Source organism: Microbacterium sp. nov. GSS16, from assembly GCF_028198145.1.
GTDB lineage: Bacteria > Actinomycetota > Actinomycetes > Actinomycetales > Microbacteriaceae > Microbacterium.
This window is the reverse complement of sequence record NZ_CP116338.1, coordinates 1,173,850-1,197,133: the sequence shown is the minus strand read 5'-3', so window position 1 is coordinate 1,197,133 and position 23,284 is coordinate 1,173,850. Positions and strand designations below refer to the sequence as shown.

The following is a 23,284-nucleotide window of genomic DNA, read 5'->3' as shown; positions in this document are numbered from 1 at the left end:
TCACTTCTTCCGGGCTTCGAGCGCCTCGATCAGCTGGGGCACCACGGTGAAGACGTCACCGACGATGCCGAAGTCGGCGACGTCGAAGATCGGAGCGTCGCCGTCCTTGTTGATCGCCACGATGGTCTTCGCGGTCTGCATGCCCGCACGGTGCTGGATCGCGCCCGAGATGCCGAGGGCGACGTACAGCTGGGGCGACACCGAGACACCGGTCTGACCGACCTGGTGCGCGTACGGGATGTACCCGGCATCCACCGCCGCGCGCGACGCGCCGACGGCGGCACCGAGCGCGTCGGCGAGCTGCTCGACGAGAACGAACTTCTCCTTCGAGCCCAGGCCGCGCCCGCCCGAGACGACCCGGGTGGCACCGCGCAGCTCGGGGCGCGACGACGTCTTCTCCTCGGCGGCGATCTCGCCGGCGGCGGCGGTCGCGGCGCCGGACGGCGTGACCGCCAGCTCTTCGACCACGGGCGAGGCGACGGCCTCGGCGCGTGCGTCGACCGCTCCCTGCCGCACAGTGATCACGGGCACGCCGAAGGTGGGCGCCGACTCGGTGAGGTACGAGCCGCCGTACACGGAGTGCTGCGCGATCACACCCTCGTCGTCGCGGGAGACGCCGACCACGTCGACCGAGAGAGCGAGCTTCTCGCGCACGGCGAAGCGGCCTGCGACGTCGCGACCGGCGATCGAATTGGAGATGAGCACAGCGTCCGGCTGCACCTGACGGTAGGCCGCCTGCAGAGCGTCGACGGCGGGCACGGTGAGCGACGAGGCATCGCCGGCAGCAGTGAGCACGACCTGTGCGCCGGCCTGAGCCGCCGCGTCGGTGGCCGCCTGGCCGCCCCCGACGATCAGCGCCACCGGCGCTCCTATCGCCGAGGCGGCGCCGATCAGCGCCGCCGTGCTGCTGGCGGCATCGCCGGACGGGTCGACGTCGACGAGAACGAGGATCGACTTCTCGGGGTACGCCATGTCACACCAGCCTGTTCTGCGCGAGGAACTCGACGAGCTGCGCTGCGGCGTCGCCCTCGTCGGTGATCTTGACTCCGGCGGCTCGCGCCGGCTTCTCCGCGACGCTCGTCATGATCGTGCGGGGAGCGACGGCCGGGTCGGCCGAGACGCCGAGGTCCGCCAGCGAGAGCACCTCGAGGGGCTTCTTCTTCGCGGCCATGATGCCCTTGAAGTTGGGGAATCGGGCATCCGGAAGCGCCTCGGTGATGGAGATGACCGCCGGCAGCGGCACCGTCACATCTTGTGTGCCCGCGTCGCCGGCGCGGGTGCCGGTCAGCTGCCCGTCGCCGATCTCTACCGCGCTGAGTGCGGTCGCCTGCGCCCAGCCGAGGTGCTCGGCGAGCATCGCGGGGATGACGCCGCCGACTCCGTCGGTCGACAGGTTGCCGGTGATGACCAGGTCGGGCTCGCCGCGGCGGATCGCGGCCGCGAGCACCTCTGCGGTGAGAGTGAGGTCGGCGCCGCGCAGCTCTTCGTCGACGACGTGGACGGCGGAGGCGGCGCCGATGGCCAGCGACCGGCGGACGGATGCCGTAGCGGATTCGGGAGCCATCGACAGGCTCACCACCTCGGTTCCCGGGTTCTTGTCGGCGTACGACAGCGCCACCTCGAGCGCGCGCTCGGTGATCTCATCGAGCACGACATCACCCGCCGATCGATCAGCCAGACCGGTCTCGAGATCGAGCTTGCGGTCTCCGTAGGTGTCGGGCACTTCCTTCACCAGGACGTAGATCTTCATCGAACCTCCCTCACGCAGGTTCGATCCTACCCGCGTGATCATTTGGAATCAGGTGTCACTACCAATGATACTGAGTGTCGCACGCAGGCGGGTCGGCTTGCCGATACCGTTGACCCATGGCTCGTCCCCGTCCGCTTCCCATCGACCCTCTCGCCGAGGCGAAGCGGCAATGGCTTGCACATGGCTGGACCGATGCGGCGGAGGGCATGGCCGTGGTGACCTCGGTCATGCGGGCGCAGCAGCTTCTGCTGGCCCGGGTGGATGCCGCTCTCAAGCCCTTCGAGGTGACGTTCGCCCGCTACGAGGTGCTGCGTCTGCTCGCGTTCAGCCGCACGGGCACGCTGCCTCTTTCGAGCGTCGTCGCCCGCCTGCAGGTGCACGCCACCAGCGTCACGAGCACGGCCGAGCGGCTGGTGCGCGATGGCCTGGTGCGCCGCGACCCGCACCCGCACGACGGCCGCGCCGCATTGCTGACTCTGACCGACTCGGGCCGAGACCTCGTCGAGCGGGCCACCGCCGCCTTGAACACCGAGGTATTCTCCTCCCCCGGGCTCGACGCCGACGATGCGACGTCGCTGGTCGGCATCGTCGCGCGTCTGCGCAAGAACGCCGGCGACTTCACGGACCCCCGCCCGCTCCCCGACCCGCTCTGATGCCGTCCTTCACTCTCGAGCGCGTGATCCCCGCCCCGCCGGGGGACGTCTTCGACGTCTCGCTCGACGTCGGACTGCATCTCATGTCGCAGCGCTCACACGGCGAGCGCGTGGCATCCGGTCGCACCTCGGGCCGACTCGCGGAGGGCGAGCAGGTCACCTGGAGCGCCCGGCACTTCGGTCTGCGGTTCCGGATGACCTCGCTCGTCTTCGACGTCGAGCGCCCTCGACGCTTCCGCGACCGTCAGGTGCGCGGACCGTTCGGGTCATTCGTGCACACGCACGAGTTCGTGCCTCTCGACGGCGCCACTCTCATGCGCGACACGATCGACTTCCGCTCTCCGCTCGGCCCGCTGGGGCGAGTCGTGGATGCCGTGGCCATGCGGCGGCACCTGATCCGGGTGATGACCGAGCGCAACGACGCGATCAGCGCCCATTTCGCAGGAGCCGCACCTTCCCTAGGATGACCGGCATGAGCGAGCTGACGCTGCACACCGTTCTCGAGCCGATGGGCCCGGCCAGAGCCATCGTGCTCGACGACGAGCAGGTGGCGGCGTTGAGCGATGCCAAGGCGTTTTCGGTCGTGGTGACGATCGGCGATCGATCGGCCCGACTGCGCCTCGCCCGCATGGGCGGCAAGAACCTCATCGGGTTCAGCAAGGCGGTGCGCGCCGAGATGGGCGTCGACCTCGGCGACGAGTTCGACGTGATCATCGGCCCGGATGCCGGTGAGCGCACCGTCGACGTGCCCGAGGTGCTCGCCGCGGCCCTGCAGGCCGACCCGGTCACCCGCGCCGTCGACGGGCTGTCGTACTCGCGCCGAAAAGGAGATCGCCCGTTCGATCGCCGACGCACTCCCAGTCGGCGAGCAACGCGCCGAGGTCTTCGTGGTGCGGCGGAATGAACCGTGCGGTTTCGGGTCGGGCGTTCGGTGATCCGATCCAGACTGGGGACCGCCGCAGCTCGCCGGGCGACTTCTCCTCACCGCGAACGTCCGTGAGCAGTGTCTGATGCAGCGCGCAGAAGAACCTCAGGGTCAGCGGCCACGTCTTGATGAGTTCGGCCCCCTCCTCGATAGCGCGCAGGTAGTTGGCGACCTCACGCAGGTTCTCGTTCTCGATGGGCACATCAGCGTTCTCCGCTGAGAGAACTTCACTGAGCGATGCCTCAGTGCCCTCGATCCGCGAACTGGCGAGCGCCCCTTGGGCGAGGGCCGGTCCGAGCAGCAGAGCCGGGTCATCGATGAGCATTGCGAGCCCCGCGAGCTTTCCGAGTGCGAGGTCGGCGCGAGAGACTGCGGCGACCGTTTCGGGTTCCAGCACGAGTTGACGGGGGATCGCGGACGGCAGGAAGTACTCGTGGGGCCATGCCGCGAGCGGTTTGGTCACCAATGAGCCGAACCGGGTGCTGATGAAGTCCGTCGATCGCATGTGGGTCTGTCCCGGTCTTATAGAAGGGCAGAAAACTTAAAGCTTTAGAGCCCAAATTTTATAAGTTTGCGGAGATGGACGCATCACGACTCCGTCTTGTCGTCGCCCGTCTCAGGTGTCCCGCCCGTGCGCTGGAGGCGGTGCGCGAGCTTCTCCGCGAAGCGTCCGCTCGACAGACGCGCATTCTCGAGCGTCTCGGACCCGAACCGACCTGCCGCCTGTAGGCCGTCCTTACTCGCCCCGACGACGTCGTCTCGCACGTCGGCGGCCGCGGAAGACCAGCGGCGAGCTTCAACGGCTTCTCGCTTCTGGGCGATGCCGAGGGTCGCGTTGAGTTCGCTGACTCCCGCGGCGACCTCGTTGCTCGCGGTGACGACCACGCGCGACGACATGGGGTTCAGCAGCACTTTGGCGTTGGCGCGACTGGCTGCTGCATCCATTCGCGCGACGAGTTGTGACGTTGTCGTGGCGATGAGCTCGCGCCGGCGCTCGCGAGCCGTCTGCAGGGCGAGGCGATGCTTATCCAGGTCGTCGGGCGAACTGTCCAAAACGCGGTCGAGCTCCAACACACCCATGCCCTCCTGAAGCTGGAAGCACCGGGCGAGCACAGCGAGCCACTCGTTGACGGTCTGCTGCGCCTGCCTCGACAGGCCGGCGAGGTCGCTGATCTTCGCCTCGCGCTCCACCCTCTCGGCGAGACCGTCAAGCTGCTGTAAGGCATATGCCTGGGTGCGGGCGATGGTCGCGGCCGATCCCTGCACCTTGGACCAGCTCACTTCGGAGACGCGACCCACCTGCGCACGCACCACCATGACTTCGTCGAGCATCAACTCGACGCCGATCATGTCGGCGAGTACGGCGTCCTTTTGGGCCCGGAGGATGTCGTCGACCTTCGCATCGATCTTCGCGAGATAGTCGGTGATCTCTTCCATGGTCTGCTGCATGGCATACTGCGCCATGATGCCGCCGACGCCGGCGAGAATCGCGGGGTTGGTGAGTAGCGCTCCTGCCTTACCGAGCCCACCGGGACCGGACACGAATTGAAGGTTCCTGGCGAACTGACCGTTCGCGCCCCGCGTCGTGGCCTGCACGAACTTGCCGCCTGATCGCTGCACGAGGTTCGCGGCCTGCGCCGCACGGGCAGATTCCTCGGTGAGCTTCATCCAGCGTCCGGCGTTCGCTGAGACCTCGGATGCCGTCTGCATCATCGAGCCTGTCTTCGCGACCGCATTCGGGGAGACCGCCGAGGAGAGACGCTCCAGGTCCAGCACCCGCGAGGGCACGCCCGCGGATGCTGCGAAGCGATCCACGGCGGCAGGTTCACCGATGACCACCAAGCCCTCGCCGTCGCTGATGAACTCGATCTCATCGCCGAGGTCGTCGGTCGAAACTCCGTCAGTCATTCTTGTCTCCTGATTCGATCCCATCCGCGAAAACGAACTCGATCTCAGCGTCCGGCGAGACGCTTCGAATGATGGACGTATAGAACAATCTGGCCTGAGCCGTCAGAACATCTTTGCTGTTCTCGATGTATTTCGCAGCGTTTCGCTCGCTGAGGATCCGGTTGGTCATCTCGGTCTGGTTCGCCTTATCCGCGAGCCAGCCCAGCACCTCGTTGCTTTCGATCGGGGCCTCGAACTTGATCTTGTTGTTGCCGATGACGATGAATTGAGGGATCGAAACGCGGTAGGTGTTCTCTTTGCCCTCGATCCGGTCGATCTTCACGTCGGACCCTTCGAAGCCCACTTTCGCGTTGAACTTATAAGCGATGTACGTATTCCGGCCGCTCGCCGGAACGGGTACGCCGAGGATATTGCCGTCGGTACCTTCCTTTTCGAATCCTTCGATGTGGACGCTCGCGAGCACCACTTGCTGCTCCGGCACCACGAATCGCACGACTTCGCTGCTCTCTCTGACGGCGTTGCCGCCGAAAAGGGTCGGCAGTGCGAGAGCGTTCAGTGCTCCGCTCGTGAATGCGCCGACGAGACCTCCCGCGATCAGAACCGCCGCCAACAGCAGTGGCCATAGCCGGACGCGAAAGGCGAAGAATCGCGTGATGGGGGTGGCACTTGCCATGGTTATGGTTCCGTTCTCCAGGTTTGCTCAACCGTCATGCGTCGAGCAGCGCGCGCAGTCCGTCTTCGTTGACGATGGGGATGCCGTAGTCGCGCGCCTTCTTCGCCTTGCCCGACAGCGAATCGGGGTCGGCGGCGACGACGAGCTTCACCTTCTTCGTCACCGAAGGGTGCGGCGTATACCCGCGTTCGCGCAGCTCAGCCTCCCAGCCCGAACGATCGCGGGTCATCTCCCCTGTCAGGACGATCATGTCACCGATTTCGAGGGCGAACCGCTCGTGGACCGTCGTGTCATTGGGCGTGCTCTCGAGCGACGCGGCATCCACCTGGAGCAGCGACGCCACAGCGGCCAATTCTGCCCGCTCCTGGTCGGTGAGGATGCCGTCCGCCCATGCCCGTTCGTCGAGGGAGCGATAGTACGCCGCGTGCAACTCGTCGATGCGCACACGCGTCAGCGCGAGCTCGTTCGCTACTTCAGCCAGCTGGGCGCCTTCGTGCGCCGAGATATGGCCGTCAAGGAGGCAGCGATCGAGCAGCGCGAGGTACTGGGCTTCGGCCCCGTCGACCGACTCACGGACAGCATCGGTCGAGATTCGTTCAAGGAAGCTCTGCTGCACGGAGACACCATCGGGGCGGCGCTTGAGCGCGAACCCAGTGCGTGAACCCTTCGGGTAGGCGTATGAACGGCCGGCGTGCGCGGTCGCGGCCCAATAGTCGTCCCACCCGGGCCACGTCGCACTCGTCGTGCGGTACGCGGAGAGCAGTTGCGCCGCAGCATGCGAGTCGGCGCCGGCGGAGTGCGCCAGTCCGTGCGCGATGCGGTAGATGCTGCACGCATACGCAAGAGATGCGGATGCCCCGAGGCCGAAGTTCGCCCCTAGTGCCATCGTGCAGACGCTGGGCGTGCCCCCGTCGAGCCAGTAACCGGCGCGCTCGAACTCGGCCTGCAGGAAGCGCAAGTCGAAGCTCGCGTTGTGCGCCGCGAACACGCGCCCATCAAGCAGCTCGGCGAACTCGGCGGCGACGTCGCTGAACACCGGAGCGTCGAGAATATCGGCGGCACGGATGCCGTGGATGCTCTGCGGTCCGAGATCTCGCTCGGGGTTGATCAGCGTCTCCCAGCGATACGAGATCGTGCCGTCGTCTTCGACATGGGTCACGCCGATCTCGACGACGCGATGGTGGTACGACGGCAGGATGCCTGTGGTCTCGAAGTCGACGACAGCGAAGCTCATTGCTTCGTCCATGTGCCGCAGCCGTTGGATTCGAACACGTCGCCGTCGGCGAGAGTGACCGTGGCCGTGCCGGACCTGACGATGTTGTTGTCCACGATCCCCGCGTCAGAGCCGGTGCCGGTCTTCCACACGTAATAACACATGCCCGAGGCGATCTCGCCGGTGGAGTACACACCGGCGGCCGTGTTCGTGCCGACAAGGCGGACTCCTCCACCGAACGAGTTGGCGGCGATGTCCGCCTCTGTGGCGCTCACGGCCGACTCTCGTTCCGAAAGGTCGGCTTCGCGAGCTCCGAGCTCTTCGAGCTTGGTGCTGTACTCGGCCTCAGCGTCATCGCGCCGCTTCTGCGCCTGCTCGATGTCGGCCTGGGCGATCAACAACTCTGCGTCCTGATCTGCGATCGTGGATTCTGACGCATCCAATTGAGGTTGCAGTTGCGCTGCGGTGATGCCCCATCCCATTGCACCTCCGATGGCGAGGCCGACGACGAGCGAGGCGGATGACAGGCCGATCAGCGCAGGCGACAATCGCTTGCGCGGAGCCGGGTCTTCGGGTCCATCGGTGCTAGCGTTCGCGGCCGGCGCGGCGTCATCCGGAAAGCTGTCGGTCGTGTTCATGACGGTTCCTTGTCGGTTGGTACGGATGAGTCGAGGTCCATCGACTCGATATCGTGCTCGATGTCTGCGACCCGAAGTTCACCAGACATGAGTCTGGGAAGGAGCGCATCGCGGATGGCAGAGAGGGTGCGGTTCTCCTCGGCGAGCAAAACTCTAACTCCGTATAGAGGCTCGGCGTAAGCTTCGAACGTAGCCAACGCCGCGCGCAACGGTAGACAGACTGTCTTCCTCGCGAGATCCGCCTTGTTCAGATGGATGACAGTCGTGGCCGACTTCTCGTTGTCCACTTGCGCGAGCGGGCGCTTGAGTACCTCGCGCACGAGTGCACGACCGTAGACAGGATGTCCTGCTCGAAGTACCCGCTGATTGAGCACACCAGGTGCCCCTAGCCAAGCAGTCGCCCTGAACTCGGCGTCCATGCCGACCAGTACGTCACCGGCGACCACCTGTGTTTCTTGTGGGCGTCTCTCCACTGTCCAAACCTGAGAGTCGAACGTCTTCAGGTCGCGAATTCGAATCAGTGGACGCCCCAACCCCGGTTCGGCGAAAGACGCACCCGAGAAGGGCTCATTCGATGAAGAGCTTATCGAGCAGGGGCCGCTCCGTCCCACCAGGACACGATCATCGTGAAGGCCGAGCTCGAACAGGCGAGGCAACAAAACCTCGACATCACCGAGTTCGAGTCGAGGCTCGAAGACTTCAAGTCGGGGTTCGGGCGCAACTACGAGCTGGCCCAGCGCAAGTTCGAGGGTGCGATCAAAGAGATCGACGCGGCGATCGACCGCCTCCAGAAAGTCAAAGATGCGCTGCGTGGATCGGAGAACAACCTCCGCCTCGCCAACGACAAAGCCACCGCTCTCACTGTCAAGAAGCTGACCAGGGGCATCCCCACTATGCAGGACAAGTTCGCGGCTCTGGAGAGCGTCGAGATCGAGGGGGACGAGGACGCGGCCTGAGGCGAGCTGAGTCGCCGACCTGCGCACCGCCTTCTGGCGCGAGACTTGGGTTCCAGCATGAAACAGTGCTCCAGAGGCGCCGTCTCGTGCTGGAAAGCAAGTCTCGCGAGGATCGCCCGGCGCGCGATGCGTGCGCTCAGTCGCCCTCGTAGACGTAGTGGTCGAAGCGCTCGGGCACGCGCATCCGCTGCCAGGCGAGCTCCTCGTCGCGCCGTGAGCGGTCGCCCGGGAACGCCTTGGCCGTGTAGCGGGGCACCTGCCTGGCGTGCCCGGCCATGTGCGCGACGGCCGCAGCCTGCCCGCACACGCGAGCGGCGGCGATGGCGTTCGGATCCTTCGATTCGCGGGCTGCGGCGTGGCAGGCGAACGCGCGCTCTCGCACCTCGTCGATGCCGAGTTCGCCGCGCAGGAACGCCTGCGCGGCGTCGAGGGCATCGCGGGGACGGCTGTCGTTCGGTCGTTCGGCGAGGAACAGCGGCAGCATCCGCTCGGCGCAGGCCACCGTCCACTGCACGAGCTCGCGGCGGTCGCCCTCTGAGAGGGTCAGGTCGTCGTCGTCAGGCAGTGCGTGCATGGCGATTCTCATCGGTGCTGGAAATGAGGGGGGCGCTTCTCACGGAACGCGGCCATCCCCTCCTTCTGGTCCGCCGTATCGAAGAGTGCGGCGAACTGGCGCTTCTCGACGTCGAGGCCTGCTTCGAGGGTGGTCTCCATCGCGGCATCCAGAGTCGCCTTGGCCGCATACAGCGACGGCAGCGACTTGGATGCGATCGTCTCGGCGAGCGAGGTCGCCTCGGCGAGCAGGTCGGCCGCTGGCACAATGCGCGAGACCAGTCCGATCCGCTCGGCCTCGTCGGCCTTGATCAGCCGGCCCGACAGGATGAGCTCGGCCGCCTTGTAGTAGCCGACCGCGCGGATCAGGCGCTGCGTGCCGCCCATCCCAGGCACGACGCCGAGGTTGATCTCGGGCTGGCCGAAGGTGGCGGTGTCGGCGGCGAGGATGATGTCGCACATCATCGCCAGCTCGCAGCCGCCGCCGAGCGCGTATCCCGACACGGCGGCGATCACGGGAGTCCTGACCGCGGCGAAGCGGGTCCAAGCGCCGAAGTGGTCGGTGTCGAGCATCTCGGCGCCGGTCTTCGACTCCATCTCCTTGATGTCAGCGCCCGCGGCGAACGCGCGCTCTGAGCCGGTCACCACGATCGCGCCCACGCCGTCGTCGGCATCGAAGGCGGATGCCGCTGCGGCGACCTCCTCGGAGACCTGGCCGTTCAGGGCGTTCAGCGCCTCCGGCCGGTTGAGGGTGATCCAGCCCACCCGTCCTCGCTGTTCGACAAGGATCGTCTCGTACTCGGACATGTCGCTCCCCTCCCGCCGCCACGTCGCGGCGCCTCCAGTATCTCAGGTCGCCACGGCGTCGCAGCCGCCCGCCGAGGTGCGGCGGGTCGTCGACGCTTCTGCCGCTGGTCCCATATGGCTGCAATCTCGCGGACGAGGCGACCATGTGGGCCCAGCCGACACCGCTGGGGCAGGCCCGCGATCCGCCGCCGACCGCGTGGGCGCGACTGGGCCCGAATGGCCGCATCCTGGCGGACGAGGCGACCATATGGGCCCAGCCGCCGGAGCATGGCGACCCCCTCAGACCGTGCCCTCGCGGATGTCGGTGATGATGCCCGAGAAGTCGCGACCCGCACCCTCGCCCGCCGCGAATGCGGCGTACAGCTGCTGCGCGAGACGGCCCATCCTGGCATCCGTTCCGGTCTGGTCTATCGCCTGCAGCGCGAGGCCGAGATCCTTCGCCATGAGCGCTCCGGCGAAGCCGGGCTGGTAGTCGCGGTTGGCCGGGCTGGTCGGCACCGGCCCAGGGACCGGGCAGTTGGTCGTGATCGACCAGCACTGACCGGATGCCTGTGAGACCACGTCGAACAGCGCCTGATGCTCGAGACCGAGTCGCTCGCCGAGCACGAACGCCTCAGCGACCGCGATCTGCGACACCGCGAGGATCATGTTGTTGCACACCTTCGCCGCCTGACCGAGGCCCGGCCCGCCGCAGTGCACGATGCGCTTGCCCATCGCCTCGAGCAGCGGCAGCGCCGAGGCGAAGTCCTCGTCGGAGCCGCCGACCATGAAAGCGAGTGTGCCGTTCTCGGCGCCCACCACTCCGCCCGAGACGGGTGCGTCAACATTGCGGTGTCCCGCGGCGATCGCCAGTTCGTGCGCGGTGCGCGCCTCGTCTACGGCGATGGTCGACGATTCGATGAACAGGGTCCCCGGCGGCGCCGCCGCGAGCAGCTCGTCCTGGTATGCGGCGATCACGTGCCTGCCGGCCGGGAACATCGTGATCACGACCTCGGCATCCGCCACCGCCTGGGCGCCGCTGGCGGCGACCGGGATGCCCGCCTCGCGCGCGGCGTCGATCGCGGCGGGCACGAGGTCGAACCCGTGCACGTCGTGCCCCGCCTGCACGAGATTCACGGCCATGGGCAGTCCCATGTGCCCGAGCCCCAGGAAGGCGATGCGGGTCATGATGCGCTCCGCATAGACGCCGAGCCCGCCGGACGCAGCATCTCGCGTCCGACGATGAGCCGCATGATCTCGTTCGTCCCCTCCAGGATCTGGTGCACCCGCAGATCGCGCACCACCCGCTCGAGGCCGTAGTCCTGCAGATAGCCGTAGCCGCCGTGCAGCTGAAGCGCCCGGTTGGCGACCTCGAAGCCCGCATCGGTGGCGAAGCGCTTGGCCATGGCGCAGCGCATCGTGGCATCCGGAGCCCTCTCGTCGACCGCCTGCGCACCGTCGCGCACCATAAGGCGCGCGGCCTGCAGCTCGGTGCGCATGTCGGCGATCGCGAACAGGATCGACTGCTTCTCGGCGAGCGGCTCGCCGAACGCGACCCGCTCGTGCACGTACTGCACCGCCTTCTCGATCGCCCACTGCGCGCCCCCCAGCGAGCAGGAAGCGATGTTCAGCCGGCCCCCGTTGAGCGCCGACATGGCGATCGCGAAGCCGCGCCCCTCCTCCCCGAGCAGGGCGGATGCCGGAACCCGAACTCCGTCGAAGATGACCTGGCGGGTGGGCTGGGCGTGCCAGCCCATCTTCTTCTCGTTTGCGCCGAAGCTGAGGTTCTCGGCGCCGCCAGGCACGAGGAACGCCGAGATGCCCTTCGCGCCCGAGCCCTGATCGCCGGTGCGCGCCATGACGACGTAGACCCCGGCCTCGCCCGCACCCGAGATGAACTGCTTCACACCCGTGATCAGGTAGTCGTCGCCGTCGCGAACGGCGCTGGTGGCGAGGTTCGCGGCATCCGATCCGACACCCGGCTCGGTCAGGCAGTAGCCGCCGAACTCCTGCATCGCAGTCAGCGCCGGCAGCCACTGCGAGCGCTGATCGTCGTCGCCGTAGGTGTCGATCATCCACGCCACCATGTTGTGGATGGAGATGTACGCGGCGACCGCCGGGTCGCCCTTGGCGAGCTCCTCGAAGATGGCGACGGTGTCGGTGCGGCTCAGCGCGGTTCCGCCGAACTCCTCGCCGACGTAGATGCCGCCCAGGCCCAGTTCGCCGGCTCGGCGCAGCGACTCCCGCGGGAAGATGTGCTTCTCGTCGCGCTCAGCGGCGAAAGGTGCGAGTTCGGTCTCGGCGAACTCGCGCACGGCGCCGAGGATCGCCTCGCGCTCTTCGGCGGTGACGGTGGTGGGTTCGATCATGGTCATGGCTGCGGCTCCTAGGACATCGTGGGGATGACGAAGCTCGCGCCGTCGCGCACCCCATGCGAGGGCCAGCGGCTCGTCACCGTCTTGGTCTTCGTGTAGAACCGGAAGGCGTCGGTGCCGTGCTGGTTCAGATCGCCGAATCCGCTGCGCTTCCATCCGCCGAAGGTGAAGTACGCGATCGGCACCGGGATCGGCACGTTCACGCCGACCATGCCGACGTTCACGCGCGCGGTGAAATCGCGCGCGGCGTCGCCGTCGCGGGTGAAGATCGACACGCCGTTGCCGTATTCGTGGTCGGATGCCATCGCCAGGGCCTCTTCGTAATCGGCGGCGCGCGCGATGACGAGCACCGGGCCGAAGATCTCCTCGCGGTAGATCGCCATGTCGGTGGTGACGTGATCGAACAGGGTGGGGCCGAGGTAGAAGCCCTCCTCATGGCCGTCGACGGAGAAGCCGCGGCCGTCGGCGAGCAGAGTGGCGCCCTCGTCGACGCCCTGCTGGATGTAGCCGGTGACCCGGTTTACGGCATCCCGTGTGACGAGCGGGCCGTAGTCCACCCCCGCCTCGAGCGATGGGCCGACCTTCAGCTCGGCGACGCGCTCGGTGAGCTTGGCCGCCAGGGCATCCGCTGTCTCCTCCCCCACCGGCACCGCGACCGAGATCGCCATGCAGCGCTCGCCCGCCGAGCCGAATCCGGCGCCCATCAGGGCGTCGGCTACCTGATCGAGGTCGGCGTCAGGCATCACGATGAGGTGGTTCTTCGCCCCGCCGAAGCACTGGGCGCGCTTGCCGTTGGCGGTCGCGGTCGTGTAGATGTACTCGGCGATCGGGGTGGAGCCGACGAAGCCGACCGCCTGGATGCGCGGGTCGGTGATCAGCGCATCCACCGCCTCCTTGTCGCCGTGCACGACGTTGAAGACGCCGGCGGGAAGACCCGCCTCGACGAAGAGCTCGGCGAGCTTGACCGGCACGGAGGGGTCGCGCTCGCTGGGCTTGAGCACGTAGGTGTTGCCGCAAGCGATGGCAGGCCCGGCCTTCCACAGCGGGATCATGGCGGGGAAGTTGAATGGCGTGATGCCCGCCACCACGCCCAGCGGCTGGCGCATCGAGTAGACGTCGATGCCGGTGCCGACGCCGGTGGAGTACTCCCCCTTGAGCAGGTGCGGGGCTCCGATGCAGAACTCGATGACCTCAAGCCCGCGCTGCACGTCACCCTTGGCGTCTTCGAAGGTCTTGCCGTGTTCGCTCGAGAGCAGGCGGGCGATCTCGTCCATGTCGCGGTTCACAAGGTCGACGAAGCGCATGAGCACGCGGGCGCGCTTCTGCGGGTTGGTCGCGGCCCAGTCGGGCTGCGCCGCCTCGGCGACGTCGATCGCGGCCCTGACCTCATCGGTCGTGGCGAGCGGGACTCTGGCCTGCACGCCGCCTGTGCTCGGGTCGAACACGTCGGCCATGCGTCCGCCGGTGGCTTCGACGTGCGTTCCGCCTATGAAATGGGGGATCGTATGAGTCATTGTGTGACACTCCTCTGCGCCGTCTTTGGCACACTGACCACGATACGCGGCATCCCGAGTAATTACTAGGGACCCCTACTAGCAGTGCAGCGGCGCGGCCTCGTCCGCGCACCAGTTCAACTTTTCTTGGGTTCCCTCTTCCCTCTCAGCGTTTCTCCAGGTAAACCCGTATAGGTCCGCCCCGATCGGGGTGGTTCATTTCGCACCGTTGCGAGACCCCTGCGCGACGGTGTCCGGAGGGAGAAGCAATGTCACAACGGACTGCCCCAGCGCGACGACGCGCGGTGGCTGCAACGTCCGCCTTCGTGATCGCAGCCGCGGGCCTCACGGCCCTCGGCAGCGCGACCGCGACGGCGGCCCCGTCGCCCGACAGCAGGGCGCCACTGGCGGCGCCCGAGATCGGAGCCGGCGAGTACTACATGAACTACGTCGCTCCGCGTACCGACAGCATCGTCGAGGTGCCCGCCGACACGCCGATCGCCGACACGAGTGGTCGGCAGAAGCGCTCGGTGAGCGGAAAGGCACTCGAGCGGGCCGAAGCCCACGACCAGAAGTTCGCTCAGGGCAACCCCAAGGCAGCAGCGCAGCTGGCCAAGACCGAGGCGAAGTCCCTGAAGACGGGAAAGAGCCCCAAGCAGCTGAAGAAGGCGAAGACCACACAGCAGGCGAAGCTGCTCACCATCCTCGTCGAGTTCGATGGCACCGACGACTTCAGCGACCTGTACGTGCCCACCGAGTTCGGTGCCACCGACTGCAAGCCGGGCAGCGTGCAGAGTCCGACGCTGCACAACAACATCCCGAACCCGGCCGACAGCGAGCACCTCGACAACAACTCGATGTGGGTGCCGGACTTCTCGAGTGAGCACTTCAACAAGATGCTGTTCACCGAAGAGGGCATCACCGAGCGAGTGCGCACAGATCTGACGGGTCCCGACGGCAAGCCCGGCTTCGACATCTCGGGCTACACCATGAAGAACATGTACGAGGAGATGTCCCGGGGCGGATACTCGCTCAGCGGATCCGCGACCGAGTGGGTCACGGTGCCGCACTCCGAGGGCTACTACGGCGCCACCGTCTGCCACAAGAACGACGCCGGCGAATGGGAGGCCGGGGCGATGCAGGACATGCAGGGGCACCCCGACAACCCGCTCGGACCGGGTCAGCTGCCGATCGACGCCGTCGCCGCCGTGGCGGCTCAGAATCCCGACTTCCCCTGGGCCGACTACGACATCGAAGACCAGGGCGACCGTGACGGCGACGGCAACGTGCTCGAGCCGGACGGCGTGATCGACCACGTCGTGCTCGTGCACGCCGGCGCCGACAAGTCCGGCGGCGGCGGGGCCGAGGGCACCTACGCCATCTGGGCGCACTCCTCGGCTGTGGCCGGCGGTGCGACGATCCCCGGCACCGATCTGAAGATCTCCAACTACATCGTGCAGCCCGAGGACTCGGGGGTGGGCGTGTTCGCCCACGAGTACGGCCACGACCTGGGTCTGCCCGACCTGTACGACACGTCGAACGCCGGCAACTCCGACATCGACTTCTGGGATCTGATGAGCTCGGGCTCGCACTCGGGTCCGATCTTCCAGTCGATGCCCACGCACATGGGACTCTGGGACAAGTGGATCCTCGGCTGGGTCGAGCCGGAGGTCGTGAACCCCGGCGAGCGCTCGCGCACGATCAAGGTCGGCCAGACCTCGCGCCCCAAGAAGGGCACCGAGGACGGCATCAAGGTGAATCTGCCCGACAAGAAGATCGTGCTGACGACCCCGCACAGCGGTGCGGATATGTGGTACTCCGGCGCCGACCAGAGCTGGGCCGACGTGACGCTCAGCCGCTCGATCGACGACGTGCCGGCAGACGCACGGTTCTGGATGTGGAACGACTACGTCATCGAAGAGGACTGGGACTTCGGCTTCGTCGAGGTGTCGACCGACGGCGGCAAGACGTGGGGCGAGCAGAAGGTCTACGACGAGGCCGGCAACCTGGTCTCGACCGACGACGGCTACTCCGACCCGAATGGTCGCCTGAAGGACTTCGGCGGCAAGAAGTACGGTCTCACCGGATCCACCGACGGATGGCGCCACGACTACATCGATCTGACCGCGTTCGCCGGTCAGGACATCCAGGTGCGTCTGCGCCAGGCGACCGACGCGGCGTTCGAAGAGCGCGGTTGGTTCGCCGACGACTTCGCGCTGACCAGCGCGGGCACCGCCGTGTGGACCGACGATGTCGAATCCGGCGACAACGGCTGGACGGCCGCCGTCAACACCTGGACCGACACGACCGGGACCGGCTGGCACCACGACAGCGGCACGCAGATCAAGGCGCAGTACTACCTGGTCGAGTGGCGCAACCTCGACGGCTTCGACGAGGGCCTGAAGTACGGCTACACCACCGTGTACAGCGACGAGGCATGGAAGGTCGAGAAGGTGCCGTACAACGCACCGGGCGCGCTGGTCTGGTACCGCGACACCACCTATGGCGACACCAACCACGTCGCCGCCAACCACACGGCCCTGCCGAGCTGGGGTGCCAAGGGCGGCCTGCTGCTCGTCGACAGCCACTTCGACCCGTTGCGCCGCACCGGCGCACAGGCCGCGATGGACCCGTCGCCGTTGAAGAACATCTCCAGCCGTGCACAGAGCTCGAATGCGGCGTTCGGCACCCAGCCGACGTACTCGTTCAAGGACTGTTCGGTCGATGGGAACTACAACGAGGCGTGCACCACGCTCGCGCCACAGCCGGCGGTGAGCACCTTCACCGACGACAAGGGCTGGGTGCCCGGCATCGAGGTCCGCGGTGAGGACCTCTACTACCGACTGCGCGACGCCTCGGTCGTCGTGCCGTCGGTCGGCGACGCCCCGTACACCACTCGCGTGGTGAACGCGGATGGCTCCCCGGCGACAGACCTCTACGGTCTCGATCTGGGCGGCACCGTGCTGGGCAGCGGCAACCCGGCTGACGCGGGCGTCGGCTACGGCACGGTGATCACCGTCAAGAAGTCGATGCAGCACGACACCGCAGCCCTCATCTCGGTCACGCCTCCCCAGGTCAAGTGATCATCACCCACTGACCGCACCAGGAAGCGCCGGTCACCCCCTCGGGTGACCGGCGCTTCTCTGTTGATCCGGATGCTGTGATGCGTCCCGCCGACTTAGTCGACCTCGGCGTCGGCGGCGACCGCGGCGACTGCGCGGCGGCGCAGGAGCACCAGCCCGGCCCCCAGCACCAGCAGCAGCGTCGCACCGACGGCCGCCGCCCACGGCGCCTCGGCGCCCGTGATCGCGAGCTCGCCGTCGGCGGCCGAGCCCGATCCGCCCGCACTGGGCTGACCGGAGTCGCCGCCGGCGCTGGGCTGGCTCGGCTCGGTCGGCTCCGTCGGCTCGGTCGGCTCCGTCGGCTCCGTCGGCTCGTCCTGCGTGTCGACGAGCACCGCCACCGTGCGTGCGGGCACCGTGACCTTGCCGGCCTTGGCATCCCACTTCGTCGTCTTCACGACCGCGTCCGAGCCCTTGGCCTGTGCCGGCGTGAGGCCGAACGAGCGGCCGGCCAGGTCTGCGACCGTCTGGGTGACGGCCTTCGGCGAGGCGTTGAAGATCACCAGGGCGCCGTCGAGCTCGGGGTCGGCGTCAGCGCCCTCGAGGTCGTCGATCTGCATCGTGATGACGCCGGGAGTGGCATCCGCTCCCCCGTTGGGGAAGGAGACCTTCTGCTCGATCAGCTTCGCCGACCCGAGGCGCAGCAGGCCGACCTCGCCGCGCACGCGCAGCAGGTCGAGGGCACTCGCCTCTGCTTCGGCGATGTCGGCAGGCTTCGGCTTGAGCGCCGCGTTCTCGAGCAGCGGGCGCATGATGCCCCACTTCTCTTCGTTGTCGGCGGCCATCGGCAGACCGGATCCGAACGTCGACTCCTTGCCCGTCCAGTCGATGCGGTTGAACCAGTCGCCGGAGTCGTAGCTGTTGCGGTCGAGCGACTTCGAGCGAAGCAGCTCGGTGCCCGCATGCCAGAACGACGGTGACTGCGACAGCGTCACCGTGGCGAGCGACAGCGTGTTCATGCGCACCCGGTCTGCCATCGAGGTGCCGACCGGCAGCTTGAAGACCGACAGGTCGTACAGCGTCTCGTTGTCGTGCGCGTCGACGTAGTTGATGACCTCGTCGGGCTCGTCGGCGTACCCGGCGCGGGAGCCGCGGTAGTCGATGTCGTCGCCCGAGGTGACCTTGCCATCGCTGGTCGTGAAAGCGAAGTCGCGCAGGTTGCCGACCAGGCCCAGCTTGACCAGGTCGGTCTCGTGGCCGAGGTCGGCGAGCGCCTGCTCGGCGCTGCCGTTGATGGCGTTGCCGTTCGGGTCGGTGCCGAGACCGGTGCCGAAGCCCTGACGGAAGGTCGACGAGCCGTCGACCGGGCTGCCGCCATGCACGGCGTCGCGCAGCCGGTCGTTGAACGTGCCGATTCCCGTGCCGCCGAGCTGCCCCTGCGTGGCCTGCTCGAACAGCGCGTTGTCAGCGACCTCACCGAAGTTCCAGCCTTCGCCGTAGAGGAGGATCGACTTGCCGTCGACCCCGTCTTCCTTCACGGTGAGGGCGTCGAGCGCCTTGCGCACAGCGCGCATGTTGGCCGTCGAGTGGTGCCCCATCAGGTCGAAGCGGAAGCCGTCGACCTTGTAGTCACGCGCCCAGGTGACGACCGAGTCGACCATCAGCTTCTGCGCGACCGAGTGCTCGGTGGCGACGTTCTCGCAGCACGTGGAGGTCTCGACCGCACCCGCCGCGTTCAGGCGGTGGAAGTAGCCGGGAACGACTCGGTCGAGCACCGAGCGGTCTGCCTGGCCCGACTCGGCGGTGTGGTTAAACACCTGGTCGAGCACGACCTGCAGGCCCATGCCGTGCAGTCCGCCGACCATCGAGCGGAACTCCGCCACGCGCGCGCCGCCATCGGGGTTGACCGCGTACGAGCCCTCGGGAGTCGAGTAGTGGTACGGGTCGTAGCCCCAGTTGAAGCCGTCCGTGGCGGCGACCGCCGCCACGCACTCCTGCTGCGCGGCGTCGGCCGGACCGTACGAGCGCAGGTCGCAGTCAGGCTGAGCCTGCTTCGTCCGGTTCTCTTCGATCGTCGCGATGTCGAACGACGGCAGCAGGTGCACGGTGTTGATGCCCGCGTCCGCGAGCTGGCGCAGCTGCTTCGCACCGGCTCCGTCGCGCGTGAACGCGAGGTAGGTGCCGCGCTCGGCCTCGGGCACGCTCTCGTCGCCGACCGAGAAGTCGCGGATGTGCAGCTCGTAGATCGCGCGGTCGACCGAGCGGGCGACGACCGGGGCCTTCGTCTCGCTCCACGCCTTCGGCTGGAACGCCTTATCGTCGAGGCTGATGGCGACGGAGCGCTCGGAGTTCTCGGTGAGCGCGACCGAGTACGGGTCGGTGACCCGGTTGGTCTCGATCTTGCCGGTGGTCGGCGCGTACACGACGACCTCCCACAGGTACTCCGCGCCGTTCAGCGCCTTCTCGCCCTTCACCGTCCACACGCCGGACGCCTCGTCGTACGATGCCTTTTGGCGCGTCGGCTCGGCATCAGCGGCGGCACCGGCTGGCCACGTGAGCAGCGTCGCGCTCTGCGCGGTCGGCGCCCACAGGCGGAAGGTGGGGTTGACTCCCTTGAAGGTCACGCCGAGACGCTGGTCGTCGACCTCGTCGGCGTAGAGGTCGTCGAGCACGCCGGCGATCTGCACACCGGTGAACGCGGTGAGAGCGCCAGAGGTGTCGCGCTGCGCGACGGCCAGCTGACCCTTCAGCAGGGTGGCTGCATCAGCATCCGGAACCTGCAGCGCGAGATAGCCGGCCAGCGCGGGGAAGCGCTTCTTCTGCGCGTCGGTGAGTCCGCCGTCGATCACGCTCAGCGCGATCGGCTCGGCGCCGGTCACGTCGCCGTCGGCGACCTTCACCGAAGCGTCAGCCGACGCGTACAGCTGGTATGCGGCGCGGTCGGGCGAGCCGAGCCTCGCCGGCCAGGCGATGGTGCGCTCGTCGATCCACTGCGCGCGCTGCTCGCCGGTGCCGGGGAACGGCGAGTCGTCGCTGGTCACCTCGAGCACGTGCGTGTCGAGGGTGTAGCGGAACGACGTGACCTTGCCCTCGGTGGCGCTGAACGAGATGTTCGCACCGCCCGCAGCGCCGTCGGCACCGTAGTTCTCGTCCCAGCTGAGACCGTGCGCGACCTTCAGCTCGTAGGCGCCGGTGGGCAGCTCGGAGCTCGAGAACTCGTACACGCCGTCGCGGTCGCCGTCGGCCATGAGGGTGGCCAGGCAGTCGGGCATCCAGTCGCCCGAGCAGCCGAGCTCATCCTGCAGCGAGCCGGGCAGGGTGACGATAGGGCCGTCGGCGCTGGACTGCACGATGTTCGTGCGCGGGTCGAAGTAGAACGAGATCTTGCCGCCCCTGTGCGAGACGGTGACGTTGGGGCCGTCGAGCACGCCGTTCGCGCCGTAGTTGACCGCCCAGCTGCCGTCGACCGCGGCCTTGTACTCGTAGTCGCCAGCAGGAAGGTCGAACGTGCCGGCCCAAATGCCGTCGGAGCGCAGCGTCAGCTTCGCCTTCTCGCACGCCGGATCCCAATCGCCGGCGCAGCCCATCTCGGAGTTCAGGCTGCCGGGCACCGTGACCATCTCGATCGGCGACTCGGGCTTCTCCTCCACCGCGAGCGACACCTGGTTGCCGACCGAGGCGTAGGTGGATGCTGCGGAGTGGTTGCCTGCGGCATCCGTCGTGACGGCGCGGTACTCGACCAGCGTGCCCTTCTTCAGGCCGCGGATGTCGTGGTAGACGCGCGGCTCGGTGTCTTCGGCCGTGCCGAGTGCGTGCCACTCGTCGGATCCGGCGACGCGCCACGAGAAGCTCGTCTGCGCCCACTGATCTGCGATGTCAGCCTGCACGGGCGACTGGTCCTGAAGCGCGGCGCCCGCGGCGGGTGCGGCGACGGTGATCGCGGCGGCCTCGGCCGGAGCCGTCACCGTGGCGTCGGCCTTCCACACGACCGCCGACAGGGCCGGCACCGTGATCGAGGTCGCTGCGCCCGCGTCGGTCGAGATCGCCTTCGCGTCACCGTGCAGCACCGTGTACGAGGCGTCGGCGGTGAGGGTCGTGAGGTCGACCGTCTGTGCGGAGGTGGCGTTGTTCACTGCGACCAGGTACTCAACCTTGTCGCTCGCGTCGACGCGGGAGAACGCGTAGACGCCGGCGCCCGAGGCCGCGTGGCGCTCGATCTGCGCACCGTCGCTGAGAGCCGGGTGCGCCTCGCGAAGCTTCGACAGCTCGGCGATCTGCGTGTAGAGCGGAGCCGTCGTGCTGTAGCGGTCGACAGAGCCCGCCTGCTCGCCGGTCACGAGCTTCTGGTCGGCGTACTCGGCCACCTTGGTCGCGAACAGCGTCTGACGTGCGTCCTTGTCGCCGCCGGTGCCGGCGAAGCCCTGCTCGTCGCCGTAGTAGACCACCGGCTGTCCGCGGGTGAGGAACATCAGCTCGTTGGCGAGCTCGACGCGCTTCTGCGGGGCGTCGGTGTTGCGCAGGAATGATCCGACGCGACCCATGTCGTGGTTGCCGAGAAACGTCGGCAGCGCCGTCGCGCTCGAGTCGGGGGTCGTGTAGCGGTCGTCGCCGGCGAACAGCGTCTGCAGGCCCTTGGCGGAGTTGCCCGAGGCGTAGCTGACAGCCGACGACTGGAAGGTGAAGTCGAGCACCGAGTTCATGTCGGTGTCGCGCACGTAGGGCGCGAGCTTGACCGGGTCGGCGTCGTAGACCTCGCCGAACATGAAGAAGTCGTCCTTGCCCTTGCCGTGCGCGTAGTCGAGCACGCCCTTCGTCCACTTCTGCCAGAACTCGAAGTTGACGTGCTTGACGGTGTCGATGCGGAAGCCGTCGATGCCGAGGTCGATCCAGTCCTGGTAGACCTTCACGAATCCGTTCACCACGGTCGGGTGCTCGGTCATCAGGTCGTCGAGGCCGTCGAAGTCGCCGTAGGTGACCGATTCGCCAGACCAGGTCGAGTTTCCGCGGTTGTGGTACAGAGTCGGGTCGTTGAGCCAGGAGGGCGTCTTCGCGTCCTTCTCGGCGTCGGCGACGACCGGCGTGTACGGGAAGCTCGTCTTGGCGTCGAGGGTCGGGAAGCCGTCGGTGCCTGCGTACTCGGCGGGGTCGAACGCCGTGCCGTCTGCCGTCTTGTAGGGCTTGGTCGCCTGATCGATGTACGAGTACTGCTTCTCGCTGTAGTCGATGACGTCGGCGGTGTGGTTGGTGATGATGTCGAAGTACACCTTGATGCCGCGGTCGTGCGCCTCGGCGATGAGCGACTCGAGCTCGGCGTTCGTGCCCAGGTGCGGGTCGATGCGCGTGAAGTCGGTGATCCAGTAGCCGTGGTAGCCGGCGCTGGCGTCGGCCCCGGTGCCCTGCACCGGCTTGTTGGCGAAGCTGGGGGTCAGCCAGATGGCGGTGGTGCCGAGGCCGTCGATGTAGTCGAGGTTCTCGCGAAGGCCTGCGATGTCGCCGCCCTGGTAGAAGCCCTTGTTGGTCGGGTCGAATCCGGTCGCGAGGCGGTCGCCGTCGATGCCGCCGGTGTCGTTCGACGTGTCGCCGTTGGCGAAGCGGTCGGTCATCACGAAGTAGAACTGCTCATCGGATCCGGCCTGACGCACGGGCTTCGAGATCAGGGCGTCGTCGTCTGCCGTGTAGCCCTTCTTCAGGCTCTCGACCTCGACGCCGACCCGCTTGATGTTGTCGTCGAACGTGAAACGCAGCGTCGAGGGGCCGCCCACGGTGAGCGGGATGTTGTCGCCGGTGCCGTCGAGCCCGTACGCCTCGTCCCACGCGTCATTGAGCGCGACCTTGTACTCGTAGCTGCCGGCGGGCACCTCGAACGACGCCGAGTAGATGCCCTCGGCGCCGGTCGGGGTGAGCTCGGTCGCCGCGCAGTCGGGCGCCCAGTCGGCTGCGCAGCCGAGCTCCGACTGCAGGTCGCCGACGAGGGCGACGGTGCGGTCGGCTGCCACGGCCGGCGCCGCGAGCGCACCGAAGGAGGACAGACCGGATGCCACGAGAGCGGCGGTCGCGAGCAGGGCGGTACGGCGTAGGGAGGTCTTCTTCGACACAGGGACTCCGTCAGGAAGGGCGCGGCGGCGCGCCGGTGGCTGTGCTGCGAAGGTAACAGCCCTCCGCGTCGTTGTGCAAGCGCTTCCAGCATCCGGATGCCGGGAATCCGGCGCGCTCGACCGCCGCCTCCCCCTCGAAACGCAAGCGCTTTCAGCGGCGACCTGGTGCCGGTACCCGACGCCTTCCGGTCACCCCGACCCACCC

The 23,284-nt window shown here is 67.5% G+C and carries 19 protein-coding genes; 5 read left to right on the top strand and 14 right to left on the bottom strand.

Going from position 1 to position 23,284, the window contains the following annotated elements:
• Together PGB26_RS05495 and PGB26_RS05490 are read right to left on the bottom strand one after the other, a co-directional pair.
• Complete coding sequence (locus PGB26_RS05495) at positions 1 to 972, bottom strand: electron transfer flavoprotein subunit alpha/FixB family protein (RefSeq protein ID WP_271639335.1); 972 nt, start codon at positions 970 to 972, stop codon at positions 1 to 3.
• Between the two features lies 1 nt (position 973).
• On the bottom strand, positions 974 to 1,750 hold the full coding sequence (locus PGB26_RS05490) for an electron transfer flavoprotein subunit beta/FixA family protein (protein ID WP_271639334.1): 777 nt from the start codon (positions 1,748 to 1,750) through the stop codon (positions 974 to 976).
• 116 nt (positions 1,751 to 1,866) lie between these two features.
• Between PGB26_RS05490 and PGB26_RS05485 the strand changes: the two genes are divergently transcribed.
• The 3 genes from PGB26_RS05485 to PGB26_RS05475 are packed head-to-tail and all read left to right on the top strand — an operon-like array spanning position 1,867 to position 3,307.
• Positions 1,867 to 2,403, top strand: a complete 537-nt coding sequence (locus PGB26_RS05485) for a MarR family winged helix-turn-helix transcriptional regulator (protein WP_271639333.1) — start codon at positions 1,867 to 1,869, stop codon at positions 2,401 to 2,403.
• Positions 2,403 to 2,870: an SRPBCC family protein gene (locus PGB26_RS05480; protein ID WP_271639332.1), complete on the top strand. Its 468-nt coding sequence runs from the start codon at positions 2,403 to 2,405 to the stop codon at positions 2,868 to 2,870. The genes PGB26_RS05485 and PGB26_RS05480 overlap by 1 nt, the downstream gene beginning before the upstream one ends.
• Before the next feature lie 5 nt (positions 2,871 to 2,875).
• The gene (locus PGB26_RS05475) at positions 2,876 to 3,307 is read left to right on the top strand and encodes a YdeI/OmpD-associated family protein (RefSeq protein ID WP_271639331.1); all 432 of its coding nucleotides are present in this window, start codon (positions 2,876 to 2,878) and stop codon (positions 3,305 to 3,307) included.
• Here PGB26_RS05475 and PGB26_RS13880 read toward each other — a convergent pair.
• The 6 genes from PGB26_RS13880 to PGB26_RS05450 form a co-directional block, all read right to left on the bottom strand.
• On the bottom strand, positions 3,189 to 3,653 hold the full coding sequence (locus tag PGB26_RS13880; RefSeq protein ID WP_442923016.1) for a Fic family protein: 465 nt from the start codon (positions 3,651 to 3,653) through the stop codon (positions 3,189 to 3,191). The genes PGB26_RS05475 and PGB26_RS13880 overlap by 119 nt on opposite strands.
• Before the next feature lie 263 nt (positions 3,654 to 3,916).
• Positions 3,917 to 5,236 (bottom strand): hypothetical protein, encoded by a 1,320-nt coding sequence (locus tag PGB26_RS05470; RefSeq protein ID WP_271639330.1) that lies wholly within the window; start codon positions 5,234 to 5,236, stop codon positions 3,917 to 3,919.
• On the bottom strand, positions 5,229 to 5,909 hold the full coding sequence (locus PGB26_RS05465) for a hypothetical protein (RefSeq protein ID WP_271639329.1): 681 nt from the start codon (positions 5,907 to 5,909) through the stop codon (positions 5,229 to 5,231). The genes PGB26_RS05470 and PGB26_RS05465 overlap by 8 nt, the downstream gene beginning before the upstream one ends.
• Before the next feature lie 34 nt (positions 5,910 to 5,943).
• The gene (locus tag PGB26_RS05460) at positions 5,944 to 7,155 is read right to left on the bottom strand and encodes an exonuclease domain-containing protein (RefSeq protein ID WP_271639328.1); all 1,212 of its coding nucleotides are present in this window, start codon (positions 7,153 to 7,155) and stop codon (positions 5,944 to 5,946) included.
• The gene (locus PGB26_RS05455; protein WP_271639327.1) at positions 7,140 to 7,760 is read right to left on the bottom strand and encodes a hypothetical protein; all 621 of its coding nucleotides are present in this window, start codon (positions 7,758 to 7,760) and stop codon (positions 7,140 to 7,142) included. Before PGB26_RS05455 ends, PGB26_RS05460 begins: the two co-directional genes overlap by 16 nt.
• Positions 7,757 to 8,206, bottom strand: a complete 450-nt coding sequence (locus PGB26_RS05450; protein ID WP_271639326.1) for a hypothetical protein — start codon at positions 8,204 to 8,206, stop codon at positions 7,757 to 7,759. The genes PGB26_RS05455 and PGB26_RS05450 overlap by 4 nt, the downstream gene beginning before the upstream one ends.
• 180 nt (positions 8,207 to 8,386) lie before the next feature.
• Here PGB26_RS05450 and PGB26_RS05445 point away from each other — a divergent pair, with 180 nt between their 5' ends.
• Positions 8,387 to 8,716 carry a DUF2130 domain-containing protein gene (locus PGB26_RS05445; protein ID WP_271639325.1) on the top strand — a complete coding sequence of 110 codons (330 nt, stop codon included), beginning with the start codon at positions 8,387 to 8,389 and terminating at the stop codon, positions 8,714 to 8,716.
• 136 nt (positions 8,717 to 8,852) lie between these two features.
• On the opposite strand, the gene PGB26_RS05440 is transcribed toward PGB26_RS05445, so the two are convergent.
• The 5 genes from PGB26_RS05440 to PGB26_RS05420 all read right to left on the bottom strand — a co-directional run bounded on the left by PGB26_RS05440 (position 8,853) and on the right by PGB26_RS05420 (position 13,943).
• Positions 8,853 to 9,290: a putative immunity protein gene (locus PGB26_RS05440; protein ID WP_271639324.1), complete on the bottom strand. Its 438-nt coding sequence runs from the start codon at positions 9,288 to 9,290 to the stop codon at positions 8,853 to 8,855.
• An 8-nt stretch (positions 9,291 to 9,298) separates the two neighbouring features.
• Complete coding sequence (locus PGB26_RS05435) at positions 9,299 to 10,075, bottom strand: enoyl-CoA hydratase-related protein (protein ID WP_271639323.1); 777 nt, start codon at positions 10,073 to 10,075, stop codon at positions 9,299 to 9,301.
• A gap of 279 nt (positions 10,076 to 10,354) precedes the next feature.
• Positions 10,355 to 11,242 (bottom strand): 3-hydroxyisobutyrate dehydrogenase, encoded by an 888-nt coding sequence (gene mmsB / locus PGB26_RS05430; RefSeq protein WP_271639322.1) that lies wholly within the window; start codon positions 11,240 to 11,242, stop codon positions 10,355 to 10,357.
• A complete protein-coding gene (locus tag PGB26_RS05425) occupies positions 11,239 to 12,429 on the bottom strand; it encodes an acyl-CoA dehydrogenase family protein (protein WP_271639321.1) in 1,191 nt (396 codons plus the stop codon). Before PGB26_RS05425 ends, mmsB begins: the two co-directional genes overlap by 4 nt.
• Before the next feature lie 11 nt (positions 12,430 to 12,440).
• Positions 12,441 to 13,943 (bottom strand): CoA-acylating methylmalonate-semialdehyde dehydrogenase, encoded by a 1,503-nt coding sequence (locus PGB26_RS05420; RefSeq protein WP_271639320.1) that lies wholly within the window; start codon positions 13,941 to 13,943, stop codon positions 12,441 to 12,443.
• 284 nt (positions 13,944 to 14,227) lie between these two features.
• Between PGB26_RS05420 and PGB26_RS05415 the strand changes: the two genes are divergently transcribed.
• Entirely contained in the window at positions 14,228 to 17,005 is a 2,778-nt protein-coding gene (locus tag PGB26_RS05415) for an immune inhibitor A domain-containing protein (protein ID WP_271639319.1), read from the top strand.
• Positions 17,006 to 17,100: 95 nt separating this feature from the next.
• Here PGB26_RS05415 and pulA read toward each other — a convergent pair whose 3' ends face one another.
• Positions 17,101 to 23,079, bottom strand: coding sequence for a pullulanase-type alpha-1,6-glucosidase (gene pulA / locus PGB26_RS05410; protein ID WP_271639318.1), 5,979 nt, complete (start codon positions 23,077 to 23,079; stop codon positions 17,101 to 17,103).
• Between the last annotated feature and the right edge of the window lie 205 nt (positions 23,080 to 23,284).

Bases quoted from the DNA above. Each gene is read 5' to 3' on its own strand.
- mmsB (WP_271639322.1), bottom strand. From the start codon at position 11,242: ATGACCCGCATCGCCTTCCTGGGGCTCGGGCACATGGGACTGCCCATG.
- PGB26_RS05420 (WP_271639320.1), bottom strand. From the start codon at position 13,943: ATGACTCATACGATCCCCCATTTCATAGGCGGAACGCACGTCGAAGCC.
- PGB26_RS05440 (WP_271639324.1), bottom strand. From the start codon at position 9,290: ATGCACGCACTGCCTGACGACGACGACCTGACCCTCTCAGAGGGCGAC.
- PGB26_RS05455 (WP_271639327.1), bottom strand. From the start codon at position 7,760: ATGAACACGACCGACAGCTTTCCGGATGACGCCGCGCCGGCCGCGAAC.
- PGB26_RS05470 (WP_271639330.1), bottom strand. From the start codon at position 5,236: ATGACTGACGGAGTTTCGACCGACGACCTCGGCGATGAGATCGAGTTC.
- PGB26_RS05480 (WP_271639332.1), top strand. From the start codon at position 2,403: ATGCCGTCCTTCACTCTCGAGCGCGTGATCCCCGCCCCGCCGGGGGAC.
- PGB26_RS05435 (WP_271639323.1), bottom strand. From the start codon at position 10,075: ATGTCCGAGTACGAGACGATCCTTGTCGAACAGCGAGGACGGGTGGGC.
- PGB26_RS05475 (WP_271639331.1), top strand. From the start codon at position 2,876: ATGAGCGAGCTGACGCTGCACACCGTTCTCGAGCCGATGGGCCCGGCC.
- PGB26_RS05460 (WP_271639328.1), bottom strand. From the start codon at position 7,155: ATGGACGAAGCAATGAGCTTCGCTGTCGTCGACTTCGAGACCACAGGC.
- PGB26_RS05465 (WP_271639329.1), bottom strand. From the start codon at position 5,909: ATGGCAAGTGCCACCCCCATCACGCGATTCTTCGCCTTTCGCGTCCGG.
- PGB26_RS05485 (WP_271639333.1), top strand. From the start codon at position 1,867: ATGGCTCGTCCCCGTCCGCTTCCCATCGACCCTCTCGCCGAGGCGAAG.
- PGB26_RS13880 (WP_442923016.1), bottom strand. From the start codon at position 3,653: ATGCTCATCGATGACCCGGCTCTGCTGCTCGGACCGGCCCTCGCCCAA.
- PGB26_RS05425 (WP_271639321.1), bottom strand. From the start codon at position 12,429: ATGACCATGATCGAACCCACCACCGTCACCGCCGAAGAGCGCGAGGCG.
- PGB26_RS05495 (WP_271639335.1), bottom strand. From the start codon at position 972: ATGGCGTACCCCGAGAAGTCGATCCTCGTTCTCGTCGACGTCGACCCG.
- PGB26_RS05490 (WP_271639334.1), bottom strand. From the start codon at position 1,750: ATGAAGATCTACGTCCTGGTGAAGGAAGTGCCCGACACCTACGGAGAC.